This window comes from Acinetobacter sp. WCHAc010034, from assembly GCF_001696615.3.
GTDB lineage: Bacteria > Pseudomonadota > Gammaproteobacteria > Pseudomonadales > Moraxellaceae > Acinetobacter.
On the sequence record NZ_CP032279.1, the window covers coordinates 1,986,514 to 2,002,021 of the forward strand.

Below are 15,508 nucleotides of genomic sequence, written 5' to 3' on the forward strand. Positions count from 1 at the left end.
ATAATGCGCTGGCGGCTGCCGGCAAGCGCTTAATCCAGCAGCTTCCTGCAGACCAGTGAATTGCGCTGGTAGTTGTATAAAGCCTGGCGCGCATTCGGCAGCTCATCGACGCTGGCCTTTTCAAAGCCCTGCTCCAGAAACCAGTGCGCCGTGCGCGTGGTGAGGATGAACAGCTGCTGTATGCCCATGCTTTTGGCTTTTCCTTCTAAATAATGCAGGATCTGGCTGCCGCGGTTGGATTTGCGGTAGCCGGGATGCACCGCCACGCAGGCGATTTCCGCAGAGCGCAGCTCATTGTCCGCCGCCGGGATTGGATACAGGGCGGCGCAGGCCAGAATGGCGCCGTCGCGCTCAATCACCGCAAAGCGGTGGATTTCATTTTCCAGGCGCTCGCGCGAGCGGTACACCAGAATGCCTTCTTCCTCCAGCGGGCGCAGCAGGCTGATCAGGCCGCCGACGTCCTGAATATTGGCCATGCGCACCTCTTCATAATGCGCATCGGTAATCATGGTGCCGGAGCCGTCACGGGTGAACAGCTCTTCCAGCAGAGCGCCGTCATAGGCATAGGAAATCAGATGCACGCGGTGCACGCCCTGCAGCGAAGCCGTTTTGGCGCCGCGCAAATGCAGCGCAATCTCCGGGCTGGCGTCCTGATACTGCAGAATATGCCGGTCCAGCTGATGCGGGGCCATTTCGCGCTGCAGCAGGCCATGCTCATTCAGCAGGCCATGCTGCTTGCCGAGGAAGATCAGCTTATCGGCCTGCAGGCTGATGGCGGTTTTGGTCGCCACTTCTTCCGCCAGCAGGTTGAACACTTCACCGGTGGCCGAATAGCCGGCAGGGCCGAGCAGCACAATATTATGGCTGTCCAAATGGCGCTGCATGGCGTCGGTATCGACCGAGCGCACTTCGCCGGAGAGCTGAAAATCCACGCCGCCGTGGATGCCGTAAGGCTTGGCGGTAATTAAATTGCCTGAAACCACATCAATGCGCGCGCCGTGCATCGGCGAGTTGGCCAGGCCCATCGACAGCAGGGCTTCAATCTGCAGGCGGATGGAGCCGGCGGCGTTCATTACCGCGCCCAGCGATTCGCGCGTGGTGACACGCCGGCGGTTGTGGAACGGCGTCACCAGCCCGGCATCTTTCAGATTCTGATCGATTTGCGGGCGCGCGCCATGCACCAGGATCAGCCGGATGCCTAAGGAATGCAGCAGGGCGATGTCGTGGATAATATGCTGGAAGTTTTCATGCTGCACGGCTTCGCCATCAAACATGATGACAAAGGTTTTATTGCGGTGCGCATTGATATAGGGCGCAGAATGCCGAAACCAATGCACATATTGCAAAGTTGTGCTGTCTGAGGGTTCTGTCGAATTCATTGGCCTGCCTGTTTCCAAACTGAAATTTCCTTTTCAGATTTTAATCAAAAAACCGCAGGGGGGAAGCGCAAATGCCTGTTCCGGGATAAAAAACACCTGAAGCGGCGCCTGATTCAGGTGTTTGAGGGAAGATGGGGGCTGAAGCCCTTAGCCGATAATGCGCAGGATGCGCTGATTGCGTTCATTCACCAGCACATAGTCGCCATTGATTCTGTACCACTGCTGATAGCGCCCGGTGTCCGGCAGGCGGCGCGCTTCACGGCTGCTGACTTTATAGCGCGGCGCGTCAAAGGCGCGCGGCAGCGTTTGGCCTATGCGCCAGTGGCGGCTCGGGTTGACGCGGCTGTCATTCCAGCGCTGATGCTCATAGCCGCGGTCATGGCTGTTCCAGCGGCCGTCCTGACCGTGCTGCGCATGGGCATGGCGCTCATCATAGCGGTCGTCTGGCGCTGCCATGGCGGAAGCGGCCATCAGGCCTGTTAGCGCCAGCGCTGCGGCTGTAATCATTTTTTTCATTGCTTTCACCTCATCTCTTTAAGACTGCTGCTGTTGCTGCAGTTTTAAATTAGCGGAAAAGATCAGAGAAAGAATGAGAGCAATGGAGCGGAATTGTGAACTTTGTGGAGGAAAAAAGCAGGCGCCGCAAGGGCTGCAGGCTAAGCGCCGGAGTTTCCGGCGGCCTGAAAACAGAAAAGCCCAAACAGTGTTGGGCGGGCGGATCATTTGGCGCTTACATGCCGAGAATGCGGATAATGCTGTTGTTTTCCGAGTCAACTAAAATGTAGTCATTATTGATTTTGTACCATTGCTGCTTGCGGTCCGGGCGCGGCAGTTCATGCTCGCGGTATTCGACTTTGTAGCCGTTGCCGCGGTAATGCTGCGGCATCACATAGCCGGTTTGCCATTTATGCTGCTGCAGGCGCTGCACGCCGCGCTCTTCGCGCATGCGGCGCTTGTCCTGCATGCGGTCTTCATCATCGGCGTCACGGAAATCCTGATTGCGCTTGCCTTGGCCGGAATTCCGGGGATGATCGTAGCCGCGGTCCTGATCAAAGTGAGGGGCGGCAGCGGCCAGGCTGCTTGCCATCAAAGCACTGAAAGAGATTGCCAAAGCAGTCAAAATCTTTTTCATGTTGAATCCTCATAAAAACAATTCATTTTCCAATACAGCTACTGTACGCAAAAAATGCAGAGAAACTGTGAAGAAAGCTGGCTGATTTTTTAAATAAAATGCAGATAATGCGGATATTCTGCAGCCGAAGCTGCGGTTTTGAAAATCAATGGCCGCAATAATCCTGCATCCGGTATTTTATTCTGCGCGCCCAAGCATAGCAAATTTTACCCCGCTGCTGAAAAAATAAAAAAGCCCATGCCATGAAGGGCTTAGATGCGGCTGGCTTAATACCACTGTTCGGATAGGCTTTGCAGCGAGCGGATGGCTTCGGCCACAGACTCGGCTTCGGCGGCGTTGTCCAGCGCGGCGATCAGGCCTTCAGCCAGCTGCAGTGATTCAATTGAGCGGATGGTTTCAGCTTTGCGTTTTTGATCGGCCATGATTGGCGTTCCTCTGCAGCATGTTGTTATTGCTGAACAGCATAGGCCTGAATTTTAAATCTGAAAAACTGTATATTTTTATTGTATTGATTTAAAAATACGATTTAATGCGCGCGGCTGGCCTGAAGCGCAGAAAAGGAGCTGCTATCCTAATGCTGATCAGTTAAGGAGTTTCGCCGTCAACTTCTTAACCTTTTGGGTTATTCACGGCGGAGTCTTACCGTTTTTAAATCGAATTTTTGGAGCTCGTTTTGTTCTTTTGTTTCGCCAAATGAGAAGCGAAGCTTCGCAAGGAAAGCATCTTGCGGCGCAGTGCGCCTCACCGCGAAACCTGTTCACTTTCTGCACTTGAACAGCTTCCATCGCAGAAACAGTCCATTTCAAAAGCCTGATAGGTTGCGGATGACGTTTCCGCGTATCAAACAATATCGCAAGTTTTACAAAGAAAAAGCCAGTCAGTTTCTTAACTGACTGGCATTAGCTGCTATCCGCCTGTCCGCACTGGGCATAGAGCGCTTAATAGGCGCAATTCAAATCGGTGTAATTGCTTAAAGACTTCGCGAGGTGCGCCTGAATAAATTCGCGCACGTCATCCGCGGTCATCGGCGCGCCCTGCTTGCTGATGATATGCTCAATCGGCGGCTGGCCTGAGGCGGTAATTTTATAGACAAAATTCTTGGCGGCCTTGTAGCCTTCGGCTTCTTTAATGATGCCCACGGCATAGCTGTAGGCATGCTCAAAATTCAGGTCGGCATGCGAAAACACAAATTGTTCAAACAGCTTGAGGCTTTGGCCGGCTGCCAGCGCTTTCAGGTCATCTGCGATGCTCGGATCGAATTTCATGCCGTATTTTTCTGACAGCGGCTGGCCGTCAATCAGCAGGCTGATCATGCCGTCTTCGGCCGGGAGGATGGTGATGTTGCTTAAGTCAGGCATGGATTTCTCAACGCTAAAAAAAGAGTGCCGCATCAGTATCCGCATATTGCAGGGAAATACAAGCCGGCTTTAGGGCAGCCAGTGTGTGAAAATAATAAAGGAAGCGCAGGGCTTCCTTTCTTGACGCTGCGCAGGATTAAGCTTGCGCATCAATGCTTTGGCCATTCATCTGCAGGCTGTCATCGCCCATCAAATACAGGTAGGCCGGCATGATCTGTTCAGGCGTTGGCAGGGTTTTCGGGTCTTCATCCGGATAGGCTTTGGCGCGCATCGCGGTGCGGGTTGCGCCCGGATTGATGCAGTTGAAGCGGATGTTCGGATGGGTATTTTCCTTGGCGAACAGCTGGCTGACGGCTTCAATGGCGATTTTAGACACGGAATAGGCGCCCCAGCGCTCGCGGGTTTCACGGCCGACGCCGGAGCTGGCAAACACCACCGAGGCATGCTCGGATTTCTGCAGCAGCGGCAGCAGCTCCTGAGTCAGGACAAACGGCGCGCGCAGGTTGACCGCCATCACGTCATCCCAGACGTCCACCGGGTAGTGCGCCAGCTCGGTGCGCTCGCCTAAAATGCCGGCATTGTGCAGAATGCCGTCCAGGCGCCCGAATTGGCGCTCCAGGGTATCGACCAGCAGTTCATAGTCGCGGGGGGAGGCGCTGGACAGCTGCAGCGGCAAAATGGCCGGCTGCGGCGCGCCTAAGCCTTCAATTTCATCATAAATGACTTCCAGCTTGTTCAGCGCGCGCCCGTGCAGCACCACTGTTGCGCCATGCAGCGCATAGCTGAGCGCCGCTGCCCGGCCGATGCCGTCGCCCGCGCCTGTAATCAGGATGATGCGGCCTTTCAGCAGATCGGGGCGAGGCTGATATTCTGAATAGTTCATGCTGTGCCTCCTTATTTTATTATGGTTGTGATGCAGTTATGGCGTGATCTGTTCCGCGGTTTTTGACGGCATCACCAGCCGGCGGATGGCGTCATGCAGTTCAGCAACTGTGTTCACTATACAATCTGCCTGCCACGCTGTTAAGTCATCTTTGCACTGCAGCGGCAAATAGCCGTAAGCAGCTAAAATCGTGTACATTTTTGCATGGCGCCCGGCATCAATGTCGCGCGGGTGGTCGCCGACATAAATGCAGTCCGGGGCAGCGGTCTGAATGCGGCCGGCAGCCAGATGCATCGGCTCCGGGTCAGGCTTGGTTCTGCTGACATCTTCAGGGCAGACCAGCACCGAACAGCGCCCGGTCAGGTTGAGCGCATCCAGCAGCGCCTCGCTGAGCCAGCGCGGCTTGTTGGTGACAATGCCCCATGGAATGCCGCTGCTTTCCAGCTCCTGCAGCAAAGCCTGCATGCCGTCAAACAGGTCGGTATCCACAGCAATCTCTGCGCCGTAAATATCCAGAAAGCGCTGGCGGTGCGCCAGAAATACCGGATCTTCAGCGTCCAGTTCCGGGTACACCAGCTTAACCATGGCGCGCGCGCCTTCCGACACCTGAGTGCGGATCAGCGCTGCGTCCACGACCTCACAGCCTTTGTCACGGCACATCTGCTGCAGGATGCGGATAAAATCGGCCGCGGTGTCAATTAAGGTGCCGTCTAAATCAAAAAGGACCGCTTTCATCAGGCGCCTGCATTCACGGTATGCACCATGTAGTTGACGTCAACATTCGGCGCCAGCCAGTAGCGCTTGGTCAGCGGGTTGTAGTGCAGTCCGGTCATGTCTTTCAGCTGCAGGCCTGCGCCGCGGATGTCATGCGCCAGCTCAGACGGCTTAATGAATTTATGATAGTCATGCGTGCCTTTGGCCAGCATGCGCAGCAGGTATTCCGCGCCGATAATCGCGAACAGGTAGGCTTTGGGATTGCGGTTGATGGTGGAGAAGAATACATGGCCGCCCGGCTTCACCAGCTTTTGGCAGGCCTGAATGATTGATGCCGGATCCGGCACATGCTCCAGCATTTCCATGCAGGTCACCACGTCATACTGGCCGGCCTGCTCTTCGGCCAATTGCTCCACAGGAATCTGGCGGTATTCAATGTTCTGCACATTTTCCTGCTCGGCATGCAGGCGCGCCACGTTCAGCGGCGCTTCGCCCATGTCTATGCCCAGCACGTCTGCGCCGCGGCGCGCCATGCTTTCCGCCAGAATTCCGCCGCCGCAGCCGACATCCAGCACTTTCTTTCCGGCAAGGCCGCCGGCGCGCTCATCAACCCAGTTCAGGCGCAGCGGGTTGATCATATGCAGCGGGCGGAACTCAGAATGCTGATCCCACCAGATCGCGGCAAATGCTTCAAATTTGGCAATTTCTTGCGGGTCAACATTCAATTGAGACATCAGCGTCACCTTCAGCAAGCCGTTATATTTAAAAAAAATCCTATGCTGAGCTAGTGTAGCGTTTATTCAGGAAAAAGCGATAAAAGCTGCAAAAAACTTCACAGAATGAAAACGAAATTTGGCGGATTTGATTTATAGTGTCGGGATAAGCCAATCAGAATGATTCAGAGGACTATAAGCTTAATGAAAAAATTCCTGTTCAGCAGTGCTGCCGCTGCTCTTTTCGCTTTTTCGGGCAGTGCAATGGCTGCGCAATTTGTAGCAGGCAAAGACTATACGGTGCTGCCGAACCCGGTAGCGGTTGAAAAGCCAGGCAAAATTGAAGTGCGCGAGTTCTTCTGGTACGGCTGCCCGCACTGCTTTACGCTGGAGCCGCATATGCAGGCATGGCTGAAGCAGATGCCGAAAGATGTGCGCTTTGTGCGCACGCCGGCATCGATGAACCCGCTGTGGGAGCAGGGCGCGCGCGCGTATTATGTGTCTGAAGCTTTGGGCGTGCGCCAGAAAACCCATCTGCCTTTATTCCACGCCATCCACGCCAATGGCCAGAATATTTTAGAACAGGCGTCTTTCGCCAAGTTCTTTACCCAGTTCGGCATTCCGGAAGCGAAATTCAACAGCACCTACAAGTCATTCCCGATCAGCTCTAAAATTGCCCAGTCGCAGGATTTGGCCAAGCGCTATCAGCTGACCGGCGTGCCGGCAGTGACTGTAAACGGCAAATACGTGATTCAGGGTGAAGACGGCAAAGTGACGCAGGTGCTGAACTACCTGATTGAGCAGGAACGCAAAGCCAAATAGGCGCCCAGCCTGCAATGCCCATGCCAGTCAGTCCAGTACTTGACTGGCATTTTTTTCATCCGCAGCATGTTATCCGGCAGCGCCGCGCTGCCAGTTCAGGATGCCGCGGAACAGCAGCTGCATCTGAATGAGGGTCTGGGCTTGGAAGCGCCCGCGCTGTCCGGCCTGCAGGCCGGGTTCAAAGCGCCGGCGGATTTCGATCCAGCCCATGGCCCAGTCCAGCGCCAGATGAATCAGGATTTGCGACAGCACCTGCAGGTCCTGCGCTTCCTGCATATGCTGCATGCTTTCAGCCCGGCGCAGGCTATTGGCCAAATCATCAATTAAGCACTGGATTTCACGGTCAATGGCCTGGCGCAGCAGGGCTGAGCCGCCCCAGCGCTCCGAAATCAGAAAAATCCACGGTTCAGGATAATGCTCAACCGACTGAAAAAACAGTTCGAGGCTGCCTGCCGTTCTGGCATCGGCTTGGCGCAGATGGGCCTGCCCCAGCTGGTGCAGCACGCCTTTTAAATGCAGCGCGGCCTGATCTACCAGTTCCAGCCCGAGCTGGTCCAGATCCGCAAAATGCCGGTAAAAAGCCGCAGGGACCAGGCCGGCATGGCGGGCAATTTCACGCAGGCTCATGCTGCTGAACGCGCGCCCCGAGGCGCTGAGCGCTAATACGGCGTCCAATAGGGCCTGGCGGCTTTGCTGCTTGCGTTCATCGCGTTTCGACATGCGCGCTCCATCTAAGCTGATTCGGCCCAGTCTAGCAAAAAATGCCGGCTGAAACGATGCGCCGCTGCGCCGGCCGGGTGGCAAGCGGGCGCAGTGGCGCTATGCAAATGCGCAAAAGCCCCGCCATTCTTGCCGGCGGCATCTGCTATACTCGGGCGCAATAAATTTCTGTCAGATGAAGGACCCAATATGCGTATCGACCAGCGAGCGTTAGATCAATTGCGTGACGTTAAAATTACCCGCGGCTACACGCGCTATGCGGAAGGTTCTGTATTGGTTGAATTCGGTCATACCAAAGTGCTGTGCACCGCCAGCATTGACAACTCTGTGCCGCGCTTCCTGAAAGGCCAGGGCCAGGGCTGGGTGACTGCAGAATACGGCATGCTGCCGCGCTCTACCCATACCCGCAGCGACCGCGAAGCGGCCCGCGGCAAGCAAAGCGGCCGCACTCAGGAAATTCAGCGCCTCATCGGGCGCAGCCTGCGCGCCATGGTGGATCTGAAAAAACTCGGCGAAAACACCATCACCATTGACTGCGATGTGATTCAGGCCGACGGCGGCACCCGCACCGCGGCAATCACTGGCGCGGCTGTGGCGCTGATTGATGCGATGAATGTGCTGCTGGAAAAGAAAAAAATCAAGCAGGACCCGCTGAAAGGCTTGGTAGCAGCGGTTTCTGTCGGCATGTATAAGGATGAAGTGCTGCTGGACCTATGCTATGAAGAAGATTCAAGCTGCCAGACCGACCTGAATGTGGTGATGACTCAGGCCGGCGAATTCATTGAAATTCAAGGCACAGCGGAAGACAAGCCGTTTACCCGCGCGCAATGCGACGCGATGCTGATCATGGCGGAGCAAGGCATTCTGGAACTGGTGAAAAAGCAGCAGGAAGCGCTGGGCTGGTAAGCCGCAAAGCCGCCTCAATTGCACAGCTGCGCTGCCGGGCCGCCTGGCCCGCTGCCGGATCTGCATAAAAAAACCTGAGCCGGAAGCGCTGCAAGATCATTCAGATCTGCACTGCGGCGCCAAGGCTCAGGTTTTTTCATCTCTGCATGCGCTATTTCAGCGGCCGCTGCAGCTCAGCCAGCTGCGCTTGCGGCTGCCTGAGTCAAAAGCTGCGGAACCGCTTGAACTATGCGGTTTTCTGGATGCGGCAATAATAAAAACCATCGCCATGATCACGTGCTGGGAAAAGTTGACGGCCATGAACTTGTTCAATACCCCAATCCGCTTCAATCTTCACTTCTTTGGCATCCGCATGTTCAGCAAAAAATTCAATCATTTGCTGTTCATTCTCGGCTTTTAAAATAGAGCAGGTGATGTAAAGCAGGGTGCCGCCGGCTTTCAGCTGCTGCCACATATTGTCCAGAATCTGCTTCTGCAAGGCCACCGTTTTGGCAATATCGCCGGATTGGCGCAGCAGGCGGATATCCGGATGGCGGCGCATCACCCCAATAGCAGAACAGGGCGCATCCAGCACAATGCAGTCCGCCGCTTCAGGCGCGGTCCATTTCACTGCATCTGCGGTGATAATTTCAACATGCTTGCTGTCCAGCGCCAGGCGCTCCAAGTTTTCAGCAACGCGCTTCAGGCGCTTTTCATCCTGATCCAGCGCGATGAGTTTTGCCGGCCGGTACATCTCTAAAATATGCGCGGTTTTGCCGCCTGGGGCAGCGCAGGCATCGATCACCACTTTGCCATCTAAATTTGGCAGCAGCGTGGCGCACAGCTGCGCATGTTCGTCCTGCACCGAAAAACCGCCGGCTTCAAAGCCCGGCAGGCTTGGAATATGCAGGCTTTCATCCATGACAATGCCGGCGTCTGAAATTTCACAGCGGTGCGCGTCGATGCCTTCATCTTCCAGAATATCCAGATATTCATCGCGGCTGACTTGGCGGGTGTTGACCCGCAGCGTCAGCGGCGCGGCCTGCTTAAATTCATAGCTGAGTTCCGCAAACTGGTCGCCCCAGTCTTTCTTTAAGCGCTTAGCCAGCCAGCTTGGCAGGTTGGATGCATTTTCCAAGACATCATAAAACTGTTCAGACTCGCGGGTTGCGCGGCGCAAAATCGCATTCACCACGCCGCTCAAGCTTCCCATGCCCAGCTGCTTGGCCGCTTCTACGGTTTCTGAAATGGCCGCATGGGCTGCCACGCGGGTGCAGAGCAATTGATACAGGCCAAGGTATAAGCAGGTTTCAACAATTTCGTTATCCAGCGGCTTGGTCAGCAGGGGCAGGGTCACCTGTTTCAGCGCATGCCATTGGCGCAGGCAGCCCAAAACCAGTTCATGGTACAGCGCGCGGTCTTTGTCAGACACAATCGCCATGTGCTGCTGCAGAACCGAGGCCAGGGACTGGCCATTTTGGACAGCCAATAGCGTTTTCACAACCTGAGCGCGCAAATTCAAGTTTTTCGCTGAGGCGTGGGGAGATTGCTTCATTATAGGATTTGTCCAACAGTAAGTTTTTGAGTTTGTAAAATTTGTACGGCATTCAGCGGTTTACCGCCTGGCCATTGCAGAGAGCTTAAACACACCGCTTGTTCATCGCCACAAGCCACGTGAACGCCTTGTTTATCAATGGCTAAAATGGTGCCCGCAGCTTGAGCTTGGGCATTTTCTTGGGATAAAAGCGAACCCCAAACGCGCAGATTATTGCTTTCATCCAGCGCAATAAAAGCGACCGGCCACGGGTTAAATGCGCGGATATTGCGGTCAATGCTGGCGGCGTCCTGCGTCCAGTCAATTTGCGCTTCGGCCTTAGATAGTTTATGTGCATATACGGTCAGCGCTTCGTCCTGCACTTCGCGCGCCTGCAAATAGCGCTGCAGCGCCTGTTCAGACTGCAGCACCGCGGCGACCGCCTCTGCGCCTTGCGCCGCTAATTTATCATGCAGGCTGGCTGCGGTGTCATGCGCTTCAATCGCGCAGGCGGTTTTATACATCATGTCGCCGGTGTCGAGGCCGGCAGCCATTTTCATAATGGTGATGCCGGTTTCAGCGTCTCCGGCGGCGATGGCGCGCTGAATCGGCGCGGCGCCGCGCCAGCGCGGCAGCAGGGAGGCGTGAATATTCAGGCAGCCGTATTTCGGCGTGTCCAGCACCGCCTGCGGCAGGATCAGGCCGTAGGCCGCCACCACCATCACATCCGCATTTAAAGCTTTCAGCTCAGCTTGAGCGGCCAGGCCTTCTTCGGTTGAGGCCTTGAAATGCAGGGGCTGAAGCACAGGCAGGCCATGCTGCAGCGCCAGCTGCTTAACTGCCGATGCTGTGAGTTTCTGGCCGCGTCCCGCTTTGCGGTCAGGCTGAGTATAAACCGCAACAATTTCATGATCTGTTTGCAGCAGCGCAGCCAGGGCCGAGGCTGCGAATTCTGGGGTACCGGCAAAGACGATTTTCACGCATGACTTCTCACATAAACTTGGGCGTATTATAGGGCAAAAGCATTTTGAAGCCTAAATTCCGCGGCGCTTTGCTGAAATTTAATGTAAGCATTTGAATTGAAGTGCAGATTTTAAGAAACAATTATTTATCGGATGAATTAATATTAATAACTATAACTTATATAAAATTTAAAAATTATTCATGAAAGTTTTGCATTGCCGGCGCTGCGATGGCGTTATAGTAGTTTTCAGCAAGCAGGATTACTGCAGCCGCCGCACGCCGGTCCAGATATGCCTGAAAGGTCATCTTTTAAAACAATGACTTGGTGTATGATATGCGCAAATTTCGGCTGATTTCACCCGCATCATCAGTATGATTTAGCCAGAGTGAACCCTGAAGGTTCATTTCAAGCTCACACTTTGTTGGAAATATACAATGCCTGACTACCGTTCAAAAACATCGACACATGGAAGAAATATGGCTGGCGCGCGCGGCTTATGGCGCGCGACAGGCATGAAAGATGAAGACTTCGGCAAGCCGATTATTGCGGTGGTGAACTCATTCACCCAATTCGTGCCGGGCCATGTGCATCTGAAAGATTTAGGCCAGCTGGTGGCGCGTCAAATTGAGGCCTCAGGCGGCGTCGCCAAAGAATTCAATACCATTGCGGTGGATGACGGCATCGCCATGGGCCATGACGGCATGCTGTATTCGCTGCCTTCACGCGACCTGATTGCGGATTCGGTGGAATACATGGTCAGCGCGCACTGCGCCGACGCGATGGTGTGCATTTCCAACTGCGACAAAATCACCCCTGGCATGCTGATGGCCTCCATGCGCCTGAACATTCCTGTGGTTTTTGTTTCCGGCGGCCCGATGGAAGCCGGCAAAGTGAAAATCCGTGGCAATGAACACGCGATTGACCTGGTTGATGCCATGATTGTGGCGGCAGATGACAGCTTCACCGATGAAGAAGTGGCTGAATATGAGCGTTCAGCCTGTCCGACCTGCGGTTCATGTTCAGGCATGTTTACCGCAAACTCAATGAACTGCTTAACTGAAGCCCTGGGCCTGTCGCTTCCGGGCAACGGTTCAACTTTGGCGACCCACGCCAACCGCAAAAAATTATTCGAAAAAGCCGGCCAATTGGTGGTTGAGCTGGCAAAGCGCCATTATGAGCAGGATGACTACAGCATTCTTCCACGTTCAATCGCCACCAAAGCCGCTTTTGAAAACGCCATGACGCTTGATATTTCAATGGGCGGCTCAACCAATACCGTTCTGCATTTGCTGGCGGCGGCGCATGAAGCGGAAGTGGATTTTACCATGACTGACATTGACCGCCTGTCGCGCAAAGTGCCTGTGCTGTGTAAAGTTGCGCCGGCAAAACAGGATGTGCATATGGAAGACGTGCACCGCGCCGGCGGCATCATGTCGATTCTGGGTGAACTGGACCGCGCCGGCCTGCTGGATACTTCTGTGCCGACTGTGCATGAAAAAACCTTAAAGGATGCTTTGGACAAGTGGGACATCATCCGCACTGAAGACCAGGAGGTTTATCAATTCTTCCGTTCAGCGCCGGGCGGTGTGCCGACGCAAACCGCATTTTCACAAGACCGCTACTACTCACGGCTGGATGGCGACCGTGACAACGGCGTGATCCGCAATGCTGAGCATGCCTTCTCGCAGGACGGCGGCTTGGCGGTGCTGTACGGCAACATTGCGCTGGACGGCTGCATTGTGAAAACAGCAGGCGTAGATGATTCTATCTTGAAATTCAGCGGCACGGCGCGTGTATTTGAAAGCCAGGATGCTGCGGTAGAGGCGATTCTGGGCGGCAAAATCACGGCTGGCGATGTGGTGGTGATCCGCTATGAAGGTCCGCGCGGCGGGCCGGGCATGCAGGAAATGCTCTATCCAACCAGTTACTTAAAATCGAAAGGCCTCGGTAAAGACTGCGCCTTGCTGACTGACGGCCGTTTCTCCGGCGGTTCATCCGGCTTGTCCATTGGCCATGTTTCGCCTGAAGCGGCTGAAGGCGGCGCCATTGGCCTGGTTGAAGACGGCGACCGTATCGAAATTGATATTCCAAACCGCAGCATTCACTTAGCGGTGGATGAAGCAACCATGGCTGCGCGCCGTGAAGCGCAGGAAGCCAAAGGCTGGCAGCCTGCTGAACAGCGTCCGCGTAAAGTCTCTAAAGCCTTGAAAGCCTATGCGATGCATACCACCAGTGCCTCTAAAGGCGCGGTGCGTGAAATTTAATCTGCAGCAGGAAAAATGCCGCGGAGTTAAGCAATGCCAGTCAGTTAAGAAATTGACTGGCATTTTCTTTTTTAATTTCAGAGCCTTTTGAATATAGTGAATTTATATTAAAAACAACTGTATAGACTGCGCTTTTAGAAAAAACAAAATGATTTATGCGCTCTTAAATTTCAGCAGTTTGCACTGCCTCATTTTGCTTTAAAAGTTTAAACGCCTTTGCGCAGGCAAGGCCTTCCTTTGGAAAGACCCAAAGGAAGCAAAAGTCTTTCGTTGCCCATACACGGCATCCCTGCCGTGATGGGCAACGTGCGGCATCCATGCCGCAAGGCGCGTATCCGAAGCTTGTTTTACTTAACTGGGACAGCAATGGCTCTAAATATCGAATTTAAAAACGGTAAGATTCCGCCGTGAATGGCCAAAAAGTTAAGGAATTTATTACAGCATCCCTTAACTTTTTGCGCATGCAGCGCTGTTTACTGTCCAGCGGCCTCAGCCATTGAAGCGCATTGACAAATCCACCGCTTTCAGGTCTTTGGTCAGCGCGCCCATAGAGATGTAGTCAACGCCTGTAGACGCCACTTCGCGCAGATTGGCAATGGTGATGTTGCCGGAAGCTTCCAGCTTGCAGCGCCCGGCTGCATGCTTCACCGCATCAATCATTTCTTGCTGGCTGAAATTATCCAGCATCACAATATCCGCCTGGGCCGCCAGCGCCTGATCCAGCTCATCCCAGGTTTCCACTTCCACTTCTACCGGCTTGCCCGGCGCAATGCTGCGCGCTTTGGCTACCGCCTGCGCAATGCCGCCGGCGGCCATAATGTGGTTTTCTTTAATTAAAAAGGCATCGAACAGGCCTAAGCGGTGGTTTTGCCCGCCGCCGACCGCTACCGCATATTTCTGCGCAATGCGCAGGCCCGGCAAAGTTTTGCGGGTGTCCAGCAGCCTGGTTTGCAGGCCGTCCAATTGCGCGGCGTATTCTGCAGTTTTGGTCGCAACCGCAGACAGGGTCTGCACAAAATTCAGCGCCGGGCGCTCAACCGTCAGCAGGCTGCGGGCTGAGCCGGCCAGCTTTAAGAATGCTTCATTCGGCGCCACGCGCTCGCCGTCATTTTTCAGCCAAGTCACCTGCACCGCCGGATCATAGGCCTGAATCAGCGCATTAACCCAAGGCTGGCCCGCCAGCACCATGCTGTCGCGGCTGATGACGGTGGCTGCAGCCTGTTCATCTTCAGGGGTTAACAGGGCGGTGATGTCGCCCGCGCCGATATCTTCCTGCAGCGCCTGCTGAATATTGATCTGGATGGATTGTTCAAGCAAAGATTGAGGTATGCTCATAAAAGTTCCGTCTCTGTTAACCCAAGAAAATTTGCGCGTTATATTAGCACTGTTCCTGAAAAATGAGCGGTTTTTCATACAGCGCGATTGGATCAATTGAGATTTATCCATGAAAGTTTTAGCATGAGGGCCCTTATGTTTTTTTCAGCGCAGCAGCAATCAGGATCAGACGATGCCGCAAACCGTGAAATTTCAGATCCGTGACGGAGCGCTGTCCGGCGCCCGCCAGGTTCCGTCACCGAATTATAATCCGCGCCCTGCGCAGGCTGAAATCCAGCTGGCGGTGGTGCACAACATCAGCCTGCCGCCCTCGCAGTTCGGCGGCGGCTATATTGAGCGGTTTTTCCAGAACCGGCTGGACTGGTCGCTGCACCCTTATTTTCAAAGCATTGAAGGCATGCAGGTCTCTGCGCATCTGCTGATCCTAAGAAGCGGCGAGGCGCTGCAGTTCGTCAACTTCAATGACCGCGCATGGCATGCGGGCCGCTCCAGCTATCTGGGGCTGAAAGAATGCAATGACTATTCGGTCGGGATTGAGCTGGAAGGCAGCGACGATTTGCCCTTTACCGATGCGCAGTATGAGGCGCTGGCGGCCGTCACCGCCTGCTTGCAGCAGGCCTATCCTAAAATGCAGCATCTGGCCGGGCATTCAGATATTGCGCCGGGGCGCAAGACCGACCCCGGGCCGCATTTTGACTGGGCCCGCTTCCGCCAGCAGCTGCATCATTTTAAAAACAAATGAATAACAACATTAGCTCTGAATTAACCAATGAAAATTGGGGCGGAGTTTCATTACAATAGCGGC

16 protein-coding genes are annotated in these 15,508 nt (G+C 54.5%); 4 read left to right on the plus strand and 12 right to left on the minus strand.

Annotated elements, in window-relative coordinates:
- Nucleotides 1–29: 29 nt before the first annotated feature.
- From argA to ubiG, 8 genes are all read right to left on the minus strand, one after another.
- The gene (gene argA, locus BEN74_RS11075) at nt 30–1,379 is read right to left on the minus strand and encodes an amino-acid N-acetyltransferase (RefSeq protein WP_068913378.1); all 1,350 of its coding nucleotides are present in this window, start codon (nt 1,377–1,379) and stop codon (nt 30–32) included.
- A 147-nt stretch (nt 1,380–1,526) separates the two neighbouring features.
- On the minus strand, nt 1,527–1,895 hold the full coding sequence (locus BEN74_RS11080; RefSeq protein WP_068913379.1) for an RcnB family protein: 369 nt from the start codon (nt 1,893–1,895) through the stop codon (nt 1,527–1,529).
- 214 nt (nt 1,896–2,109) lie between these two features.
- Nucleotides 2,110–2,511 carry an RcnB family protein gene (locus BEN74_RS11090; RefSeq protein ID WP_068913381.1) on the minus strand — a complete coding sequence of 134 codons (402 nt, stop codon included), beginning with the start codon at nt 2,509–2,511 and terminating at the stop codon, nt 2,110–2,112.
- A gap of 266 nt (nt 2,512–2,777) precedes the next feature.
- Nucleotides 2,778–2,933: a hypothetical protein gene (locus tag BEN74_RS19445; RefSeq protein ID WP_162898178.1), complete on the minus strand. Its 156-nt coding sequence runs from the start codon at nt 2,931–2,933 to the stop codon at nt 2,778–2,780.
- Between the two features lie 516 nt (nt 2,934–3,449).
- The gene (locus BEN74_RS11095) at nt 3,450–3,869 is read right to left on the minus strand and encodes a hypothetical protein (RefSeq protein ID WP_068913553.1); all 420 of its coding nucleotides are present in this window, start codon (nt 3,867–3,869) and stop codon (nt 3,450–3,452) included.
- Between the two features lie 136 nt (nt 3,870–4,005).
- Complete coding sequence (locus BEN74_RS11100) at nt 4,006–4,752, minus strand: YciK family oxidoreductase (protein ID WP_068913383.1); 747 nt, start codon at nt 4,750–4,752, stop codon at nt 4,006–4,008.
- 36 nt (nt 4,753–4,788) lie between these two features.
- Nucleotides 4,789–5,490, minus strand: coding sequence for an HAD family hydrolase (locus tag BEN74_RS11105; RefSeq protein ID WP_171404926.1), 702 nt, complete (start codon nt 5,488–5,490; stop codon nt 4,789–4,791).
- Entirely contained in the window at nt 5,487–6,200 is a 714-nt protein-coding gene (gene ubiG, locus BEN74_RS11110) for a bifunctional 2-polyprenyl-6-hydroxyphenol methylase/3-demethylubiquinol 3-O-methyltransferase UbiG (protein ID WP_068913555.1), read from the minus strand. Before ubiG ends, BEN74_RS11105 begins: the two co-directional genes overlap by 4 nt.
- A gap of 183 nt (nt 6,201–6,383) precedes the next feature.
- Between ubiG and BEN74_RS11115 the strand changes: the two genes are divergently transcribed.
- Complete coding sequence (locus BEN74_RS11115; RefSeq protein ID WP_068913386.1) at nt 6,384–7,001, plus strand: thiol:disulfide interchange protein DsbA/DsbL; 618 nt, start codon at nt 6,384–6,386, stop codon at nt 6,999–7,001.
- A gap of 69 nt (nt 7,002–7,070) precedes the next feature.
- Here BEN74_RS11115 and BEN74_RS11120 read toward each other — a convergent pair whose 3' ends face one another.
- The gene (locus BEN74_RS11120) at nt 7,071–7,721 is read right to left on the minus strand and encodes a TetR family transcriptional regulator (protein ID WP_068913388.1); all 651 of its coding nucleotides are present in this window, start codon (nt 7,719–7,721) and stop codon (nt 7,071–7,073) included.
- A gap of 189 nt (nt 7,722–7,910) precedes the next feature.
- On the opposite strand from BEN74_RS11120, the gene rph reads away from it, so the two are divergent.
- Entirely contained in the window at nt 7,911–8,627 is a 717-nt protein-coding gene (gene rph / locus BEN74_RS11125; protein ID WP_068913391.1) for a ribonuclease PH, read from the plus strand.
- Nucleotides 8,628–8,853: 226 nt separating this feature from the next.
- Here rph and rsmB read toward each other — a convergent pair whose 3' ends face one another.
- Nucleotides 8,854–10,161, minus strand: coding sequence for a 16S rRNA (cytosine(967)-C(5))-methyltransferase RsmB (rsmB, locus tag BEN74_RS11130; RefSeq protein WP_068913393.1), 1,308 nt, complete (start codon nt 10,159–10,161; stop codon nt 8,854–8,856).
- A complete protein-coding gene (fmt, locus tag BEN74_RS11135) occupies nt 10,161–11,120 on the minus strand; it encodes a methionyl-tRNA formyltransferase (RefSeq protein WP_068913395.1) in 960 nt (319 codons plus the stop codon). Before fmt ends, rsmB begins: the two co-directional genes overlap by 1 nt.
- A gap of 418 nt (nt 11,121–11,538) precedes the next feature.
- Between fmt and ilvD the strand changes: the two genes are divergently transcribed.
- Nucleotides 11,539–13,368, plus strand: a complete 1,830-nt coding sequence (gene ilvD / locus BEN74_RS11140; RefSeq protein ID WP_086374307.1) for a dihydroxy-acid dehydratase — start codon at nt 11,539–11,541, stop codon at nt 13,366–13,368.
- Between the two features lie 489 nt (nt 13,369–13,857).
- Here ilvD and nadC read toward each other — a convergent pair whose 3' ends face one another.
- Nucleotides 13,858–14,703 (minus strand): carboxylating nicotinate-nucleotide diphosphorylase, encoded by an 846-nt coding sequence (gene nadC / locus BEN74_RS11145; protein ID WP_068913400.1) that lies wholly within the window; start codon nt 14,701–14,703, stop codon nt 13,858–13,860.
- A 172-nt stretch (nt 14,704–14,875) separates the two neighbouring features.
- On the opposite strand from nadC, the gene ampD reads away from it, so the two are divergent.
- Nucleotides 14,876–15,445, plus strand: a complete 570-nt coding sequence (gene ampD / locus BEN74_RS11150) for a 1,6-anhydro-N-acetylmuramyl-L-alanine amidase AmpD (protein ID WP_068913403.1) — start codon at nt 14,876–14,878, stop codon at nt 15,443–15,445.
- Nucleotides 15,446–15,508: the final 63 nt, after the last annotated feature.